The organism is Kluyvera sp. 1366, from assembly GCF_054823405.1.
Map to the genome: position 1 here is coordinate 150,895 of NZ_JBTRDW010000005.1, position 16,588 is coordinate 167,482.

A 16,588-nucleotide genomic window follows, 5' to 3' on the forward strand; every position below is an offset into this window, starting at 1 on the left:
CCGCGACATCATGCTGATGGAAGCTTACAACCCGCCGCTCGAACCCTGGCTGCATATTCTGTATCAGGACGAGCACATTATGGTGGTGAATAAACCGAGCGGGTTGCTGTCGGTGCCGGGCCGTCTCGAAGAGCACAAGGATAGCGTGATGACGCGCATCCAGCGTGATTTCCCGCAGGCGGAATCGGTGCACCGTCTCGATATGGCTACCAGCGGCGTGATCGTCGTGGCCCTGAATAAAGCGGCAGAGCGTGAGCTCAAGCGCCAGTTCCGTGAGCGCGAGCCTTCCAAATACTATGTGGCGCGCGTGTGGGGCCATCCGGCGGCAGAAGAGGGTTTGATCGATCTGCCGCTGATTTGCGACTGGCCGAATCGGCCGAAGCAGATGGTGTGTTTCGAGAACGGCAAAGCGGCGCAGACCGAGTATCAGGTGCTGGAGTATGAAGCCACGAACAGTGCGCGCGTCAAGCTTAAGCCAATTACCGGACGCTCACACCAGCTGCGTGTGCATCTGCTGGCGCTGGGGCATCCGATTCTTGGCGACCGCTTTTATGCACATGATGAGGCGCTGGCGATGGCGCCGCGTTTGCAGTTGCATGCGGAGTCGCTGACGATCACCCATCCGGCGTTTGGCAATAGCATGACGTTCAGGCAGCCGGCGGGATTTTAGTGTTGGAGATGCTGCCCCTCCTCGGTCCGTGCTTGCAGTCCCCCTCCTCGTTCCGTGCTTGCTGCCCCCCACCTCGGTCCGTGCTTGCAGTCCCCCTCCTCGGTCCTCCCCCATGGATGGGGGAGGAAGATGCTGCCACATTTCAGTAATGAAGCTGCATGGGGCAGTATCTCCTTCCCCCGTTTGCGGGGGAAGGCCGGGATGGGGGACAGCAATAAAATTATTTAAACCCCTTCTCCTTACGAATCAGATCGTAAGCCGCCTGAATCTCCTGCGCTTTCTGCTTCGCCATCTCCATCATTTCCGGCGGTAAACCTTTCGCCACCAGCTTGTCTGGATGATGTTCACTCATCAGCTTACGGTAGGCGCGCTTGATGGTGGTGCCATCATCGCTGCTTTTCACGCCCAGCACGCTGCAGGCATCTTCCAGCGTAGGACCGCGTTGCGCCTGCTGATAGGCGCCGCCGCGGGAAGAACCGCCGCCACCAAACTGCTGACCGCCTTCCATCATGCGCAGGAACTGATCGAACTGTGCGCGTGAAATACCCAGCTCTTCGGCAATCACATACAGCACCTGACGTTCGTTGGGATGCAGTGAACCATCGGCGAAGGCAGCCTGGATTTGGATTTCCAGAAACATCCGAATCAGATCAAACCGGCCAAAGCAGGCGCTGCGGAGCTCGCGCAGTTTACTGCGCAGCGGATAGTCGCTCTGTTTACCTTCACGGAACGCACGCTGCGCGGCAGTGCGCGCATCGCCATGCAGCTGCATGCGATCCATAAATAAGGAAGCAATCTGGATATCCGCTTCGGTGACGCGCCCTTTTGATTTGGTCAAATGGCCCATCACCTGAAACGTGGTACTGAAAAACAGCGTCTGACGCGCCTGGTTATTGGCGAAATAGCCCTGTCCTTTTACGCTGCGCACTTTGTCAAACATGTGACCAATGATCAGACCCAGTACAATGCCCCAAAAGCCTGCCCCGGAAAATATCCCGAGCGCCAGACCAATTACTTTTCCCCAGTAGCGCATAAACTCCTCAATTCGCCATGCTTGCGGCTGAAAATTGCATTATCATACCTGTCATTTATCTCAGCGCCTAACGGCAACGCGGACAGACAAGGATTAACACTGGCGCAACGCCGGGCAGTAAGTTAGTCTCTGACCGGATTGTCGGCATGATGCCAGTTTTCATGGAATTATCGAAACCGCGTATGAAAAAACGTATACCTACCTTGCTGGCTACCATGATTGGTGCAGCGCTTTATAGCCAGTCATCACTCGCCGACGATCTGATGTCGCAGTGCATGCTGGGCGTGCCGAGTTACAACCGCCCGCTGGTCAATGGCGACACCAACTCGCTGCCGGTCACCATCCATTCTGATTCCGCCAAAGGCAACTATCCGGATGATGCGGTGTTCACCGGTAACGTCGACGTGCAGCAAGGCAATAGCCGCCTGCGTTCCGACGAAGTGCAGCTGCATCAACGTCAGCAGGAAGGACAAACCACGCCGGTTCGTACCGTGGATGCGCTGGGTAATGTGCACTATGACGACAATCAGGTCATCCTCAAAGGTCCGAAAGCCTGGTCAAATCTGAACACCAAAGACACCAACGTGTGGAACGGTGATTATCAGATGGTTGGCCGTCAGGGCCGCGGCGATGCCGATCAGATGAAACTGCGCGGTAACAATCGCTACACCATTCTGGAAAACGGCAGCTTTACCTCTTGTTTGCCGGGTTCCAACAGCTGGAGCGTGGTCGGTTCCGAAGTGATTCAGGACCGCGAAGAAGAAGTCGCGGAAATCTGGAACGCCCGCTTTAAGCTCGGCAATGTGCCGGTATTCTACAGCCCTTATTTACAGCTACCGATTGGCGATCGCCGCCGCTCCGGTTTCCTGATCCCGAATGCGAAATACGGCAGTAATAACGGCTTCGAATTCATGCTGCCATATTACTGGAACATCGCGCCGCAGGCCGATGCCACCATCACGCCGCACTATATGGAAAAACGCGGTCTGCAGCTGCAGAACGAATTCCGCTATTTGACGGTGTTTGGCGCAGGCTTGATGGAGCTGGATTATCTGCAGTCAGATAAGCAGTACGACAATGACAAAGCAGTGCGTGGTATCGCGCAGGACGATAGCTCCGATCGCTGGCTGTTCTACTGGCGCCATTCGGGTGTATACGACCAGCACTGGCGCTTCAACGCTGACTACACCAAAGTAAGCGATCCCTATTACTTCAACGATCTTGAGTCGAAGTACTACAGCTCCACCGATGGTTACGCCACGCAGAAATTCAGCCTTGGCTACGCGGATACCAACTGGGACGCGACGCTGTCGACCAAAGACTTCCAGGTGTTTGGTAACACCAGCAACAGCAACGTCTATCGTGCGATGCCGCAGCTCGATCTGAACTTCTATCAGAATGATATGGGACCGTTTGATGGTCGAATCTTTGCGCAGGCGGTGAAATTTACCAACGTGAATAGCCAGATGCCTGAAACCACGCGTCTGCATGTTGAGCCAACGTTGAATTTGCCGCTGTCTAACGGCTGGGCGAGTCTCGATACCGAAGCGAAATTCCTGGCAACCCATTATCAGCAGGATGACGTTGAGTATTACAACACTTCGGTTAATACCGCTCGTGATAATCAGCTGGAAAACTCGGTCAACCGCACGCTGCCCCAGTTCAAAGTGGATGGCCGCCTGGTGTTTGACCGCGATATGGACTGGGAACCAGGCTATACGCAAACGCTGGAACCGCGTGTTCAGTACCTTTACGTCCCCTATCGTAACCAGAGCAATATCTATCCGTACGACTCGACGTTGCTGCAAACCGACTACACTGGCCTGTTCCGCGATCGTACCTACAGCGGCCTGGATCGCATCGCTTCAGCAAATGAAGTGGCGACCGGCGTAACCACGCGTATTTATGATAACGATCTGGTTGAACGTTTTAACGTTTCTGTGGGTCAAATCTACTCGTTTACCCCGTCTCGTACCGGCGTAAACCAGACGAACAAAGAAGATGACACCGGCAGCCTGGTTTGGGCCGGCGACACGTACTGGAAAATCAGCGATCGCTGGGGCGCGCGTGGCGGTCTGCAATATGACACCCGCCTCGATAACGTCGCGCAGGGCAATGCGGTAGTTGAGTATCGTCAGGATGCCGATCGTATGGTGCAGCTGAGCTATCGCTACAGCAGCCCGGAATATGTGGCGCAGGCGCTGAATAATTCAAGCCTGGTGACTAACCCGATCTATAAAAACGGGATTTCACAGGTGGGCGGCACTGCCAGCTGGCCGATTGCGGATGCCTGGTCACTGGTGGGCGGTTATTACTACGATACCCGCAATAGTCGTCCGGCTGAACAGCTGGTCGGCCTGCAGTACAGCTCGTGCTGCTATGCCATTCGTCTGGGTTACGAACGCAAGATCAACGGTTGGGAAAACAACGACAGTAAGTATGACAACCAAATCTCATTCAACATTGAGCTGCGTGGTCTGAGTTCTAACTATGGCTTAGGCACCAACGAAATGCTGCGTCAGGGCATCATCCCTTACCAGCGCGCTTTCTGATGTTGTGATGTTTGACAGGCTCTCCCGCAGTGCGGAAACAACAATGGATAAAGTATGAAGAACTGGAGAATGCTGATTCTTGGTGTAGCGATTACCGCTAACACTGCGTTCGCAGCCCCACAAGTGGTTGATAAAGTTGCCGCAGTCGTGAACAACGGCGTGGTACTGGAAAGTGACGTTGATAACATGATGCGCACCGTGAAATCACAGGCGCAGCAGGCAAACCAGCAACTCCCTGATGACAAAACCTTGCGTCATCAGATCCTTGAACGCCAGGTCATGGATGCCATCATTCTGCAAATGGGTGAAAGAGCGGGCGTGCAGATTACCGATCAGCAGCTGGATCAGGCAATTCAGAACATTGCCGCGCAAAACCGCATGAGCCTCGATCAGCTGCGTAGCCGTCTGGCCTATGACGGTATGAACTACAACGTTTACCGTGCGCAAATCCGCAAAGAGATGCTGATTTCAGAAGTGCGTAACAACGAAGTGCGTCGCCGCGTCACTATCCTGCCGCAGGAAGTGGATACGCTGGCTACGCAGGTGGGTGCGCAGAACACGCAAGGTACTGAGCTTAACATCAGCCAGATTCTGCTGCCGCTGTCAGAAAACCCGACGCAGCAGCAGGTTGACGACCAGGAAACGCTGGCGCGCCAACTGGTTGCTCAGCTGAAAGGCGGTGCCGACTTCGGCAAGCTGGCCGTGACTTACTCAGCCGATCCGCAGGCGCTGAAAGGCGGCAACATGGGCTGGGGCAAAATTGAAGAGCTGCCAACGCTGTTCTCGCAGGCGCTGAGCACCGCGAAGAAAGGCGATATCGTCGGTCCAATCCGTTCAGGTGTTGGTTTCCACATCCTGAAGGTGAACGACCTGCGTGGCGAAAGCAAAAGCATCTCTGTGACTGAGGTGCATGCGCGTCACATTCTGCTGAAGCCTTCACCGATCCTGACCGACGCTCAGGCGCAGGCCAAAATCGAACAGATTGCAGCGGATATTAAAAGTGGTAAAACCACCTTCGCCGCAGCGGCCAAACAGTTCTCCGACGATCCGGGTTCGGCTAACCAGGGCGGCGATCTCGGCTGGGCATCTCCAGAAATTTACGATCCGGCATTCCGTGATGCATTGCTGAAGCTGCAGAAAGGCCAGGTCAGCCAGCCGGTTCACTCCTCATTTGGCTGGCACTTGATTCAGTTATTGGATACGCGTCAGGTTGATAAGACCGATGCCGCGCAGAAAGAGCGCGCCTATCGCATGCTGTTCAACCGTAAATTCGCGGAAGAAGCGCAAACCTGGATGCAGGAACAGCGCGCCAGTGCTTACGTGAAAATTCTGGATAACAATGGTCAGTAATTATCGTGTGGTGATCACGCCCGGCGAACCCGCCGGGATTGGTCCCGACCTCACCCTGCAACTGGCGCAGCAAAACTGGCCGGTTGAATTGGTGGTCTGCTGCGACGGCGAGCTTTTGCGCCGTCGCGCTGCTTTATTGGGTTTGCCGCTAACGCTGCGTGACTATCAACCTGGCGTTGCGGCACAACCGCAGCAGGCCGGCACGCTTACGCTGCTGCAGGTCGATACCGCTCAGCCAGTGACCGCCGGAGAACTCTGCGTCGCAAACAGTCACTACGTGCTGGAAACCCTGATGCGCGCCTGTGACGGTTGTCTGAACGGCGAATTTGCCGCGCTGATTACCGGTCCGGTGCACAAAGGCGTGATCAACGATGCGGGCATTCCGTTTACCGGTCATACCGAATTTTTTGCCGATCGCGCCGGTGGCGATGTAGTGGTGATGATGCTGGCAACAGAAGAGTTGCGTGTGGCATTGGCTACCACACATCTGCCGCTGAAAGATGTTTCTGCCGCAATTACCCGCGACACGCTGCATGAAGTGATCACCATTCTGCATCGGGATCTGCTACAGAAGTTTGGTTTACCGCATCCTCATATTTTCGTCTGCGGCCTTAATCCGCATGCCGGCGAGAGCGGCCATATGGGCCGCGAAGAGATTGATACTATCATTCCGGCCCTCAACGAACTGCGCCAGCAAGGCATCCAACTTACCGGACCTCTGCCAGCCGATACGCTGTTCCAGCCGAAATACCTGCAACATGCCGATGCGGTTCTGGCGATGTATCACGACCAGGGCTTGCCGGTGCTAAAATTTCAGGGGTTTGGCCGCGCGGTGAATATCACACTTGGCCTGCCCTTTATCCGGACTTCTGTCGATCACGGCACCGCGCTTGAATTAGCCGGTCTCGGTCAGGCAGAACCGGGCAGCTTTATCACGGCGCTTAATCTCGCCATCACTATGATCAAGAGCAGTAATGAATAATCGCGTCCATCAGGGGCATTACGCCCGTAAACGTTTCGGGCAGAACTTCCTGAACGATCAGTACATTATCGATAGCATTGTCTCCGCCATTCACCCGCAAAAAGGTGAAGCTATCGTGGAAATCGGCCCCGGCTTGGGTGCATTAACCGAGCCGGTAGGCGAACGTCTGGATGAGCTGACCGTGGTCGAGCTGGACCGCGACCTTGCTGCGCGTCTGCAAACGCACCCGTTCCTCGGTCCTAAGCTGACCATTTTCCAGCAGGATGCGATGACCTTTGATTTCTCTGCGCTGGCGCAAGAGAAAGGCCAGCCGCTGCGCGTGTTCGGCAACCTGCCGTACAACATCTCGACGCCGCTGATGTTCCACCTTTTCAGCTATACTGGTTCGATTAAAGATATGCACTTCATGCTGCAGAAAGAAGTGGTGAATCGTTTAGTCGCCGGTCCGGGCAGCAAAGCTTACGGTCGTTTGAGCGTGATGGCGCAGTACTATTGCCAGGTTATTCCTGTGCTCGAAGTGCCACCAGAATCCTTCACGCCGGCACCGAAAGTGGAATCGGCCGTGGTGCGTTTAGTGCCGTACATGCAGCCACAGTATCCGGTCAGCGATATTCGTCTGCTGAGCCGTATCACCACGGAAGCCTTTGGTAAACGCCGTAAAACGCTGCGCAACAGCCTTGCTCATATGTTTGCGGCTGGTGCGCTGGATCAATTAGAAATCGATGCCTCGCTGCGTGCAGAGAACGTCTCTGTGGCGCAATATTGCCAACTGGCAAACTGGTTGAGCAAGCATCAGGCTGAAACTCCGGAGAGTTGAGTGCATGAGTGATTTGGCCCGCGTCTGTATCCATGTGCATAGTCAGTATGTGGAGTCGCAATCCTTGCCCGACGAGGATCGCTACGTGTTTGCCTACACCATCACCATTCGCAATTTGGGGCGCAGCAACGTCCAGCTGCGTAGCCGCTATTGGCTGATCACCAACGGCAACGGTCGCGAGACTGAAGTGCAAGGTGAAGGCGTGGTCGGCGAACAGCCGCACATTGCGGCCGGCGGCGAGTATCAGTACACCAGCGGCGCGATTCTGGAGACGCCGATGGGCACCATGCAAGGCCACTATGTGATGATCGACGATGCGGGCGAAGAGTTCCACGTCGAGATTCCGGTGTTCCGACTCGCGGTGCAAACCCACATTCACTAATCCTCCTCCGCCCGGCCCGTCCGGGCGGCGCGTTTTAATCGGACTGACAATGAGTACATACCTGATTGGCGATGTTCATGGCTGTTATGACGAGCTTCGTGCGCTGCTGGCGCAGGTTGACTTCGATCCGCAGCAGGACACCTTATGGCTTACCGGCGATTTGGTGGCGCGCGGCCCCGGTTCGCTCGATGTGCTGCGCTATGTAAAATCGCTGGGAAATTGCGTGCGCCTGGTGCTGGGTAATCACGACCTGCATTTACTGGCGGTGTATGCCGGTATCAGCCGTAACAAGCCGAAAGATCGCCTGACGCCGCTGCTGGAAGCCGATGATGCCGATGAGTTGATTAACTGGTTACGTCGTCAGCCACTGTTGCAGGTAGATGAAGAGAAGAAGCTGTTGATGGCGCATGCGGGCATTACGCCGCAATGGGATTTAGAGACGGCGCAGCTGTGCGCGCGTGAAGTGGAAGCGGTGCTCTCCAGCGACAGCTATCCGCTGTTTCTGGATGCGATGTATGGCGACATGCCAAACAACTGGACGCCGGAGCTCAGCGGCCTGGCGCGACTGCGCTTTAGCACCAATGCGCTGACGCGCATGCGCTTCTGCTTCCCGAATGGCCAGCTGGATATGATCTGCAAAGAGTCGCCTGAATCAGCGCCGCCGCCGCTCAAACCGTGGTTTAAGGTGCCGGGCAAAATCGACAGCGACTATACGCAGATCTTTGGTCACTGGGCATCGCTGGAAGGTAAAGGCACACCGGAACATGTGATTGGTCTGGATACCGGCTGCTGCTGGGGTGGAACATTGACGCTGCTGCATTGGGAAACCAAACAGTATTACGTACAGGCATCCAATCGCGAACAGGCAATGGCCGAAAGCGCGGTGAGTGCGCATCCACCGTTAAGTGATACGCCGTAAATAAAAAACCCCGCATAAGCGGGATTTTTTATGGGTCGCCATCACTGGCAACGTTACTTGCGGCGATCCAGGATCTCGAAGCAGTAGCTGTGCGAGTTCTGCTCATCGGCGTCATGGAATTCGCTGAAGGTTGACTGCCACTCGTCCGGTTCGTAATCCGGGAACTGCGTATCCCCTTCCACTTCCGCATCGATATGGGTCAGGTAGAGGCGATCCGCGCGAGCCAGCATCTGCTCGTAAACGCGTCCACCACCAATCACCATCATCTCTTCGACATCACCCGCCGCTTTTACCGCCTCTTCCAGCGATGTCACCCAGGTAACGCCTTCGTGGTTGCCCGGCTGGCTGCTGACCACAATGTTCAGGCGTCCAGGAAGCGGGCGGCCAATCGATTCAAAGGTCAGACGACCCATAATCACCGGCTTATTCAAGGTATTACGTTTGAACCATGCCAAATCTGCTGGCAGGTTCCATGGCATGGCGTTTTCCATACCAATAATGCGATCCGCTGCCAGTGCCGCGATCAGACTAATCATGTTAAAAGACCTACTGGAAAAAATTGGCGCCATCATACGTAAAGGCGAAACTTTCGTCGATAGGCCGCCCCCGCTATTTGCGTAAAGCTCCGATGCCACCGCACTTTTGTTATTGGACAGAGTTTTACACCGACTTTCCCGGCAATTGCGGGGCGAGGAGCCAGAAATTGCTGACGAGGCGGCACAACTCGGCGCGAAACGTCGCGTTATTGGTATCGCAGTGTAAAGAAAAGCGCACTCTGTGCAAAAAAAGAAAACGGCTCCCGCTGGAGCCGTTGAAACGCTTTAGAAATCGTAGCGTAGACGCACCAGGTTCACGTTGCCCAGTGACTTGTCGGTGCTGGAGGTGATGACATATTCGTAGTCGACACGGAAGCCGTAATCCAGCTGAGCACTCACGCCAACGCCGTTATCAATACGTTTGTAGTCACGTCCGTTGACGAACTCCAGACGGTCGCCCATGAAGTAAGGCTGAATAGATTTCACCGCATACTGGCCAATTGGGAATTTGTAGCCGGCAAAGTATTCGATGCCCCACGCGTCATCCGCGAAGTAATTGTTAACGGTATTACGTTTGGTTGGGGAGAAGTTCTCATACCAACCCGCTCCGGCTGACAGCGTCCAGTTATCCGGCGTCCAGCTCAGAGCGGTACCGTAGATATTCTGGTCATAGCGTTTGCTGTCGCCATTGCCTGGATTGCGGATATCGGCGCGGGTGTAGTTCCACGCGGTTCCCCACGCCAGGTCTTTGGTGATGTGGTAGTTCACACCCAGCGAGCCGCCGCCTTTACGCTTGTAACGCAGGCCGTTGCCTGGAAGGAACTCATTATCTTCAAACAGGTACGACGCATACACATCCGCATCGCCGAAGGTATTTTTGTACTTCAGCATTTTGCGCGAACGGTAAGACCCATCGTAATCACCATTGATGCCGTTGCCCGGCGCCTGCGCCAGCATATCGTAATCCCAGATATCGGTCTTCGCTCCTACGACATCGTAGTAAACGCTGTTCTGCTGACCAAAGTAGAGCTCACCCAAGGTGGCGCTTTTGAAGCCAGTATAAAGTTGGCGGCGCGAGGTGTTATTCGCACCATCTGCATGATGATTGTCCCAACCCCACCAGGCCGGGAAGTTAACGCCCAGCTCGTAGTAACCGACCCAGCTTACGTCGTCAAACAGGTAATAATTGGCGCTGAAGCGAAAGCGTGAGCCACCGTCGTAGCCATTACGTTTGTACGATTTGTCGTTCACGCCATTCTGATGTTGGAACTGCGGACGAATACTGCCGCCCACTTTGAAGTCGAGACGGCTTAGCGCATCGCCCGCCTGTGGATCCTGCTTGAGTAAAGTAATTTCCGCCTGGCTGGCGAGTGGCGCCGCTGCGAGTAACGCAGCAATAGCGCTGAGAGTGAAAGCACGCATTTGCATTTTTTATATCCCAGTTAAGGTGAGCGCTCTATTGGTGAGCGAGCGAAATAGTACGGTGCGCTAACTGGGATCTTATTTATAATTTTGTGCGGATATTCCGAGGTGTAACGCTTTCCGCATCAACTGATAAAACATATGTCAAATCAATAGGATTTTTACAGATAAGGAAATGCGGGCATTGGTAAAAGGATAAAAAAACGGCCCCCGCAGGAGCCGTTAATGGGTAGCCAATTGGAATCAGCCTTTAATTTGCGCGTGCATTTCCTGCACCGAAATTACCTGCTCTGTCGGATCCGCGTTCAGCGCCATCGCTGTGGCAAAACCGCCGTTCAGCGTGGTGTCGTAATGCACTTTGTACTGCAGCGCGCTACGACGAATCAGCTTGGAGTCTTCAATCGCCTGACGTCCCGCCGTGGTGTTGACGATGTAGGTATATTCGCCATTCTTCAGGCGATCCTGAATGTGCGGACGACCTTCATGCACCTTGTTTACCAGACGTGGATTGATGCCCGCTTCGCCCAGCACCACTGCGGTACCGTGTGTCGCATCCAGCTCGAAACCAAACTTCTGCAGTTTTGCCGCCAGGTCGACGATACGTTTCTTATCGCCTTCACGCACTGACAGCAACGCGCGACCGGTTTTCTTCATGTTGCTCTGGGCACCCAGCATCGCTTTGGCGAAGGCTTCAGCGAAGGTGCGACCGACGCCCATCACTTCACCGGTAGAGCGCATCTCTGGGCCGAGAATCGGGTCAACGCCTGGGAACTTGTTGAACGGCAGCACCACTTCTTTCACCGAGTAATACGGTGGAATCACTTCTTTAGTGACGCCCTGCTCAGCCAGCGTTTTACCTGCCATCACGCGCGCGGCAACCTTCGCCAGCGCCACGCCAGTGGCTTTCGACACGAACGGCACGGTACGCGCGGCACGTGGATTCACCTCAATCAGGTAAACTTCATTGTCCTTCACCGCGAACTGCACGTTCATCAGGCCACGTACGTTCAGCTCGAAGGCCAGTTTTTCCACCTGCTGACGCATCACGTTCTGGATTTCAGTGCTCAGCGTGTAGGCCGGCAGTGAACACGCGGAGTCACCGGAGTGCACGCCCGCCTGCTCGATGTGCTCCATGATGCCGCCAATCAGCACGCGCTCGCCGTCGCAAATCGCATCGACATCCACTTCAACCGCGTCGTCGAGGAAGCGATCCAGCAGCACTGGCGCATCGTTAGACACCGATACAGCGGTCTGGAAGTAACGCTTCAGGTCGATTTCGTCGTAAACGATCTCCATCGCGCGGCCGCCCAGCACATAAGAAGGACGCACCACCAGCGGATAACCGATCCCAGCCGCTTTCTCAACGGCCTGTTCCAGCGTGGCAACGGTGGCGTTAGCCGGCTGCTTCAGGCTCAGGCGATCAACCGCCTGCTGGAAACGCTCACGGTCTTCTGCACGGTCAATCGAGTCCGGGCTGGTACCAATCACCGGCACGCCAGCCGCTTCCAGCGCGCGTGCCAGTTTCAGCGGCGTCTGGCCGCCGTACTGTACGATGACGCCTTTCGGCTTCTCGATACGCACGATTTCCAGCACATCTTCCAGCGTGACCGGCTCGAAGTACAGGCGATCCGAGGTGTCGTAGTCGGTTGAGACGGTTTCCGGGTTACAGTTGACCATGATGGTCTCGTAACCGTCTTCACGCAGCGCCAGCGCCGCATGCACGCAGCAGTAATCAAACTCGATGCCCTGGCCGATACGGTTTGGACCGCCGCCCAGAATCATGATTTTTTCACGATCCTGGTTTGGATTGGCTTCGCACTCTTCCTCGTAAGTTGAGTACATATAGGCGGTGTCGGTGGCGAATTCAGCCGCGCAGGTATCAACGCGTTTATAAACCGGATGCAGGTTAAATTGCTGACGCAGCTTACGGATTTCGCCTTCAGATACGCCCGCCAGCGCGGCCAGACGGACATCAGCAAAGCCTTTACGCTTCAGCGCGCGCAGGAACTCCGCGTTCAGCGAGTTCACACCTTCGCGTTCAACCTGCTCTTCCAGACGCACCAGCTCTTCAATCTGCACCAGGAACCAGCGATCAATGTTGGTGAGGTTGAACACACCATCAACTGACATGCCGGCGCGGAACGCATCGGCGATGTACCAGATACGGTCAGAACCGGCATCTTTCAGTTCGCGGCGAATGCGCGTTAACGCTTCTGGATCGTCGAGGCTGACTTTCGGGTCGAAACCGTTGGCACCGACTTCCAGACCGCGCAGCGCTTTCTGCATCGATTCCTGGAAGGTGCGGCCAATCGCCATCACTTCACCGACCGATTTCATCTGCGTGGTCAGACGATCGTTGGCACCGGCGAACTTCTCGAAGTTGAAGCGAGGAATCTTGGTAACAACGTAGTCGATAGAGGGTTCGAACGACGCAGGCGTTAAGCCGCCGGTGATGTCGTTCATCAGCTCATCAAGGGTAAAGCCCACCGCCAGTTTCGCCGCCACTTTGGCAATCGGGAAGCCGGTCGCTTTTGAAGCCAGCGCTGATGAACGCGATACGCGCGGGTTCATTTCAATGACGATCATACGGCCATCTTTCGGGTTCACCGAGAACTGGACGTTCGAACCACCGGTTTCGACACCGATTTCACGCAGTACCGCCAGCGAGGCGTTACGCATGATTTGATACTCTTTGTCGGTCAGAGTTTGCGCGGGCGCCACGGTGATAGAGTCACCGGTGTGGATGCCCATTGCATCGAAGTTTTCGATCGAGCAGACGATGATACAGTTGTCGTTTTTATCACGTACCACTTCCATCTCGTACTCTTTCCAGCCAATCAGCGACTCATCAATCAGCAGCTCATTGGTTGGCGACAAGTCCAGACCGCGTTCGCAAATCTCTTCGAACTCTTCGCGGTTATAGGCGATACCGCCGCCGGTGCCGCCCATCGTAAAGGAAGGGCGGATGATGCACGGGAAGCCAACGTCTTCGGCCACCGCCAGCGCTTCTTCCATGGTATGCGCGATACCGGAACGTGCGGTGCCCAGACCAATGCTCTTCATCGCCACGTCGAAGCGACGACGATCTTCGGCTTTATCAATGGCATCGGCAGTTGCACCAATCATGGTGACGCCGAACTCAGCCAGCACGCCCTGACGCTCCAGCTCCAGCGCACAGTTCAGCGCTGTCTGGCCGCCCATGGTTGGCAGCACCGCATCCGGACGCTCTTTTTCGATAATCTTGCGTACCACTTCCCAGTGAATCGGCTCGATATAGGTCGCATCGGCCATTTCCGGGTCGGTCATAATGGTTGCCGGGTTCGAGTTCACCAGAATGACGCGGTAGCCCTCTTCACGCAGCGCTTTACACGCCTGCGCACCGGAGTAGTCAAATTCACATGCCTGGCCGATAACGATCGGGCCAGCACCAAGAATCAGGATGGATTTTATGTCTGTACGTTTTGGCATCGTGGGCTCCTGATTACTTCGCGTTAGAACGGTATGCTTTGATCAATTCGATAAAGTGATCGAACAGTGGCGCCGCATCGTGCGGGCCTGGGCTCGCTTCCGGGTGTCCCTGGAAGCTGAAGGCCGGTTTGTCAGTACGATGAATGCCCTGCACGGTTTGGTCGAACAACGACACATGCGTCACGCGCAGATTGGCCGGTAATTGGCTGTCATCAACCGCAAAACCGTGGTTCTGTGCGGTGATCATCACGGTGTTGTTATCAAGATCTTTTACCGGATGGTTGCCGCCGTGGTGGCCGAGTTTCATCTTGATGGTTTTGGCACCGCTCGCCAGCGCTAACAGCTGATGGCCAAGGCAGATACCGAATACCGGAACATCGGTTTTCAGGAACGCCTGAATGGCGTTAATGGCGTAGTCGCATGGCTCCGGGTCGCCAGGACCGTTCGACAGAAAAATACCGTCTGGATTAAGTGCCAGAACCTCTTCCGCCGGAGTTTGCGCCGGCACGACCGTCAGGCGGCAGCCGCGATCCACCAGCATGCGCAGGATGTTGCGCTTGGCGCCGTAATCGTACGCCACCACATGGAACGGCAGCTCTTCCGCCGTTTTCTGCTCCGGCAGGTCACCTTCCAGTGTCCAGCTGCCCTGCTGCCACGCGTAGGTTTCCGCGGTTGTCATTTCTTTCGCCAGATCCATGCCTTTCAAGCCCGGGAACGCCTGCGCTTTCTGCAGCGCCAGTGCGGCATCCGGATTATCACCCGCAATAATGCAGCCGCTCTGTGCACCCTTCTCGCGCAGCAAACGGGTAAGTTTACGCGTGTCGATATCGGCGATGCCAACGATGTTATTGCGCTGCAGGTAAGCTGCCAGACTTTCTTCGCTGCGGAAGTTGCTGGTAATCAGCGGCAGATCGCGAATAACGAGGCCTTGAGCATGAATTTGGCTGGATTCTTCATCGGCGGCGTTAACGCCAACATTGCCGATATGGGGATAAGTGAGGGTAACGATTTGGCGGGAATAGGAAGGATCAGTGAGGATTTCTTGATAACCGGTCATTGAAGTGTTGAAAACAACTTCCCCCACTGCCGACCCCGTAGCCCCGATGGCCCGACCGTGGAATTGGGTTCCGTCTTCCAGAACCAAGAGCGCTGACTTAATCAAAACATCCTCCAGGGAATAAACAGTCACAATATTTGCATATTAATTCAAAAGCAGTGCCAGAATCAATGCAAAACCCGCCTGAGTACTCGAATTTTGGCAAATTGCGCGCATTCTAATGATCGCCCCGCACCTTGTCTACAACATGTGGTTATTTTTTTGTATATTTCGGGCAACTGAATGTTAAAAACGGCGAAAGGCGACAAAAGAGTGAGATAACTCGGAAAAATAATCGGTTGCCTGACGGCGATAATGGCAAACTGGTGCTGGCGCGCATAAATTTTTGACCAAACGGTCAAAATTAGCCATCGCAAGCCTGATAATCACTCATCAACTTCGACAAATAAGCACTTCGAACCAATAATATAGCAAAATGGTCATTTACAGATAAAATAAAGGGCAATGATCACATTGCCCTCGTCAATCAAGGTCTTACCGATTGAAATAACCACATCACGATGGTTCACAACACTCACAACATCGATAAATCCAGCACATCACGCATGTCGTAAAGGCCAGATTTCTTGTTCTTTAACCAGCTTGCCGCTTTAACTGCACCATTTGCAAAGGTCATACGGCTGGAAGCCTTGTGGGTAATCTCTACGCGCTCACCAATATCTGCAAACATCGCGGTGTGTTCGCCGACGATATCACCAGCGCGCACGGTAGCAAATCCGATGGTTTGCGCTTTACGCTCACCGGTATGACCTTCACGGGCATACACCGCGTGCTCATCCAGATTCCACTTCATGGCATCGGCAATCGCTTCGCCCATCGCCAGCGCAGTACCTGATGGTGCATCAACTTTGTGACGATGGTGCGCTTCAACGATTTCAATGTCCGCGTAGTCGCCCATCACCTTCGCTGCCTGCTGCAGCAGATTCAGCACCAGGTTGACGCCCACGCTGAAGTTAGCGGCGAACACGATGCCAATCTCTTCAGCAGCCGCGCGAATCGCCGCTTTACCGGCTTCATCAAAACCGGTGGTACCGATCACCATCGCTTTGCTGTGCTGTCGGCAAAATGCCAGATACTCCAGCGTGCCTTCCGGACGGGTGAAATCTATCAGGACATCGAAGTCGTTAACCACCTTTTGCAGGTCGTCAGAGACGATCACGCCTGTTTTGCCGATGCCCGCCAGTTCGCCAGCATCTACGCCCAGCAATGACGAACCGCTACGCGCCAGTGCTGCGCCTAACGCAACACCTTCCGCCTGCTGTACGGCCTGAATCAAATTGCGTCCCATGCGACCCGGCGCACCAACGATAGCAATGCGGATTTCACTCATAATTATTCAT

Annotated in this window: 13 protein-coding genes; 7 read left to right on the forward strand and 6 right to left on the reverse strand. The window is 54.9% G+C overall.

What is annotated here, in order from left to right:
* Positions 1–10: 10 nt before the first annotated feature.
* Complete coding sequence (gene rluA / locus ACVLVH_RS12530) at positions 11–670, forward strand: bifunctional tRNA pseudouridine(32) synthase/23S rRNA pseudouridine(746) synthase RluA (RefSeq protein WP_137385141.1); 660 nt, start codon at positions 11–13, stop codon at positions 668–670.
* Positions 671–890: 220 nt separating this feature from the next.
* Here the strand turns inward: rluA and djlA are convergent, their stop codons facing one another.
* Positions 891–1,703 carry a co-chaperone DjlA gene (gene djlA / locus ACVLVH_RS12535; protein WP_061718138.1) on the reverse strand — a complete coding sequence of 271 codons (813 nt, stop codon included), beginning with the start codon at positions 1,701–1,703 and terminating at the stop codon, positions 891–893.
* A 182-nt stretch (positions 1,704–1,885) separates the two neighbouring features.
* Between djlA and lptD the strand changes: the two genes are divergently transcribed.
* Genes lptD through apaH form a run of 6 tightly spaced genes read left to right on the forward strand, consistent with a single transcriptional unit; the run spans position 1,886 to position 8,705 of the window.
* Entirely contained in the window at positions 1,886–4,255 is a 2,370-nt protein-coding gene (gene lptD / locus ACVLVH_RS12540; RefSeq protein WP_240632902.1) for an LPS assembly protein LptD, read from the forward strand.
* 54 nt (positions 4,256–4,309) lie between these two features.
* A complete protein-coding gene (surA, locus tag ACVLVH_RS12545) occupies positions 4,310–5,605 on the forward strand; it encodes a peptidylprolyl isomerase SurA (RefSeq protein WP_312463744.1) in 1,296 nt (431 codons plus the stop codon).
* Positions 5,595–6,587: a 4-hydroxythreonine-4-phosphate dehydrogenase PdxA gene (pdxA, locus tag ACVLVH_RS12550; RefSeq protein ID WP_462062404.1), complete on the forward strand. Its 993-nt coding sequence runs from the start codon at positions 5,595–5,597 to the stop codon at positions 6,585–6,587. Before surA ends, pdxA begins: the two co-directional genes overlap by 11 nt.
* Positions 6,580–7,404, forward strand: coding sequence for a 16S rRNA (adenine(1518)-N(6)/adenine(1519)-N(6))-dimethyltransferase RsmA (gene rsmA, locus ACVLVH_RS12555; protein ID WP_008108647.1), 825 nt, complete (start codon positions 6,580–6,582; stop codon positions 7,402–7,404). Before pdxA ends, rsmA begins: the two co-directional genes overlap by 8 nt.
* A 4-nt stretch (positions 7,405–7,408) precedes the next feature.
* Positions 7,409–7,786, forward strand: coding sequence for a Co2+/Mg2+ efflux facilitator ApaG/CorD (apaG, locus tag ACVLVH_RS12560; protein WP_101762139.1), 378 nt, complete (start codon positions 7,409–7,411; stop codon positions 7,784–7,786).
* A 49-nt stretch (positions 7,787–7,835) separates the two neighbouring features.
* Positions 7,836–8,705 carry a bis(5'-nucleosyl)-tetraphosphatase (symmetrical) ApaH gene (gene apaH, locus ACVLVH_RS12565; RefSeq protein WP_110867508.1) on the forward strand — a complete coding sequence of 290 codons (870 nt, stop codon included), beginning with the start codon at positions 7,836–7,838 and terminating at the stop codon, positions 8,703–8,705.
* 53 nt (positions 8,706–8,758) lie between these two features.
* Here the strand turns inward: apaH and folA are convergent, their stop codons facing one another.
* The 5 genes from folA to dapB form a co-directional block, all read right to left on the reverse strand.
* Positions 8,759–9,241: a type 3 dihydrofolate reductase gene (gene folA, locus ACVLVH_RS12570; protein WP_101762141.1), complete on the reverse strand. Its 483-nt coding sequence runs from the start codon at positions 9,239–9,241 to the stop codon at positions 8,759–8,761.
* Positions 9,242–9,526: 285 nt separating this feature from the next.
* On the reverse strand, positions 9,527–10,669 hold the full coding sequence (locus ACVLVH_RS12575; RefSeq protein WP_101762142.1) for a porin: 1,143 nt from the start codon (positions 10,667–10,669) through the stop codon (positions 9,527–9,529).
* A 237-nt stretch (positions 10,670–10,906) separates the two neighbouring features.
* Positions 10,907–14,131 carry a carbamoyl-phosphate synthase large subunit gene (gene carB / locus ACVLVH_RS12580; RefSeq protein ID WP_101762143.1) on the reverse strand — a complete coding sequence of 1,075 codons (3,225 nt, stop codon included), beginning with the start codon at positions 14,129–14,131 and terminating at the stop codon, positions 10,907–10,909.
* A gap of 13 nt (positions 14,132–14,144) precedes the next feature.
* Positions 14,145–15,293, reverse strand: coding sequence for a glutamine-hydrolyzing carbamoyl-phosphate synthase small subunit (gene carA, locus ACVLVH_RS12585; protein ID WP_498949480.1), 1,149 nt, complete (start codon positions 15,291–15,293; stop codon positions 14,145–14,147).
* Between the two features lie 469 nt (positions 15,294–15,762).
* The gene (dapB, locus tag ACVLVH_RS12590) at positions 15,763–16,578 is read right to left on the reverse strand and encodes a 4-hydroxy-tetrahydrodipicolinate reductase (RefSeq protein ID WP_137385134.1); all 816 of its coding nucleotides are present in this window, start codon (positions 16,576–16,578) and stop codon (positions 15,763–15,765) included.
* Between the last annotated feature and the right edge of the window lie 10 nt (positions 16,579–16,588).

Coding starts and splice junctions, on each gene's coding strand:
- rluA (WP_137385141.1), top strand. CDS start 11: ATGCTGATGGAAGCTTACAACCCGCCGCTCGAACCCTGGCTGCATATT.
- djlA (WP_061718138.1), bottom strand. CDS start 1,703: ATGCGCTACTGGGGAAAAGTAATTGGTCTGGCGCTCGGGATATTTTCC.
- lptD (WP_240632902.1), top strand. CDS start 1,886: ATGAAAAAACGTATACCTACCTTGCTGGCTACCATGATTGGTGCAGCG.
- surA (WP_312463744.1), top strand. CDS start 4,310: ATGAAGAACTGGAGAATGCTGATTCTTGGTGTAGCGATTACCGCTAAC.
- pdxA (WP_462062404.1), top strand. CDS start 5,595: ATGGTCAGTAATTATCGTGTGGTGATCACGCCCGGCGAACCCGCCGGG.
- rsmA (WP_008108647.1), top strand. CDS start 6,580: ATGAATAATCGCGTCCATCAGGGGCATTACGCCCGTAAACGTTTCGGG.
- apaG (WP_101762139.1), top strand. CDS start 7,409: ATGAGTGATTTGGCCCGCGTCTGTATCCATGTGCATAGTCAGTATGTG.
- apaH (WP_110867508.1), top strand. CDS start 7,836: ATGAGTACATACCTGATTGGCGATGTTCATGGCTGTTATGACGAGCTT.
- folA (WP_101762141.1), bottom strand. CDS start 9,241: ATGATTAGTCTGATCGCGGCACTGGCAGCGGATCGCATTATTGGTATG.
- ACVLVH_RS12575 (WP_101762142.1), bottom strand. CDS start 10,669: ATGCAAATGCGTGCTTTCACTCTCAGCGCTATTGCTGCGTTACTCGCA.
- carB (WP_101762143.1), bottom strand. CDS start 14,131: ATGCCAAAACGTACAGACATAAAATCCATCCTGATTCTTGGTGCTGGC.
- dapB (WP_137385134.1), bottom strand. CDS start 16,578: ATGAGTGAAATCCGCATTGCTATCGTTGGTGCGCCGGGTCGCATGGGA.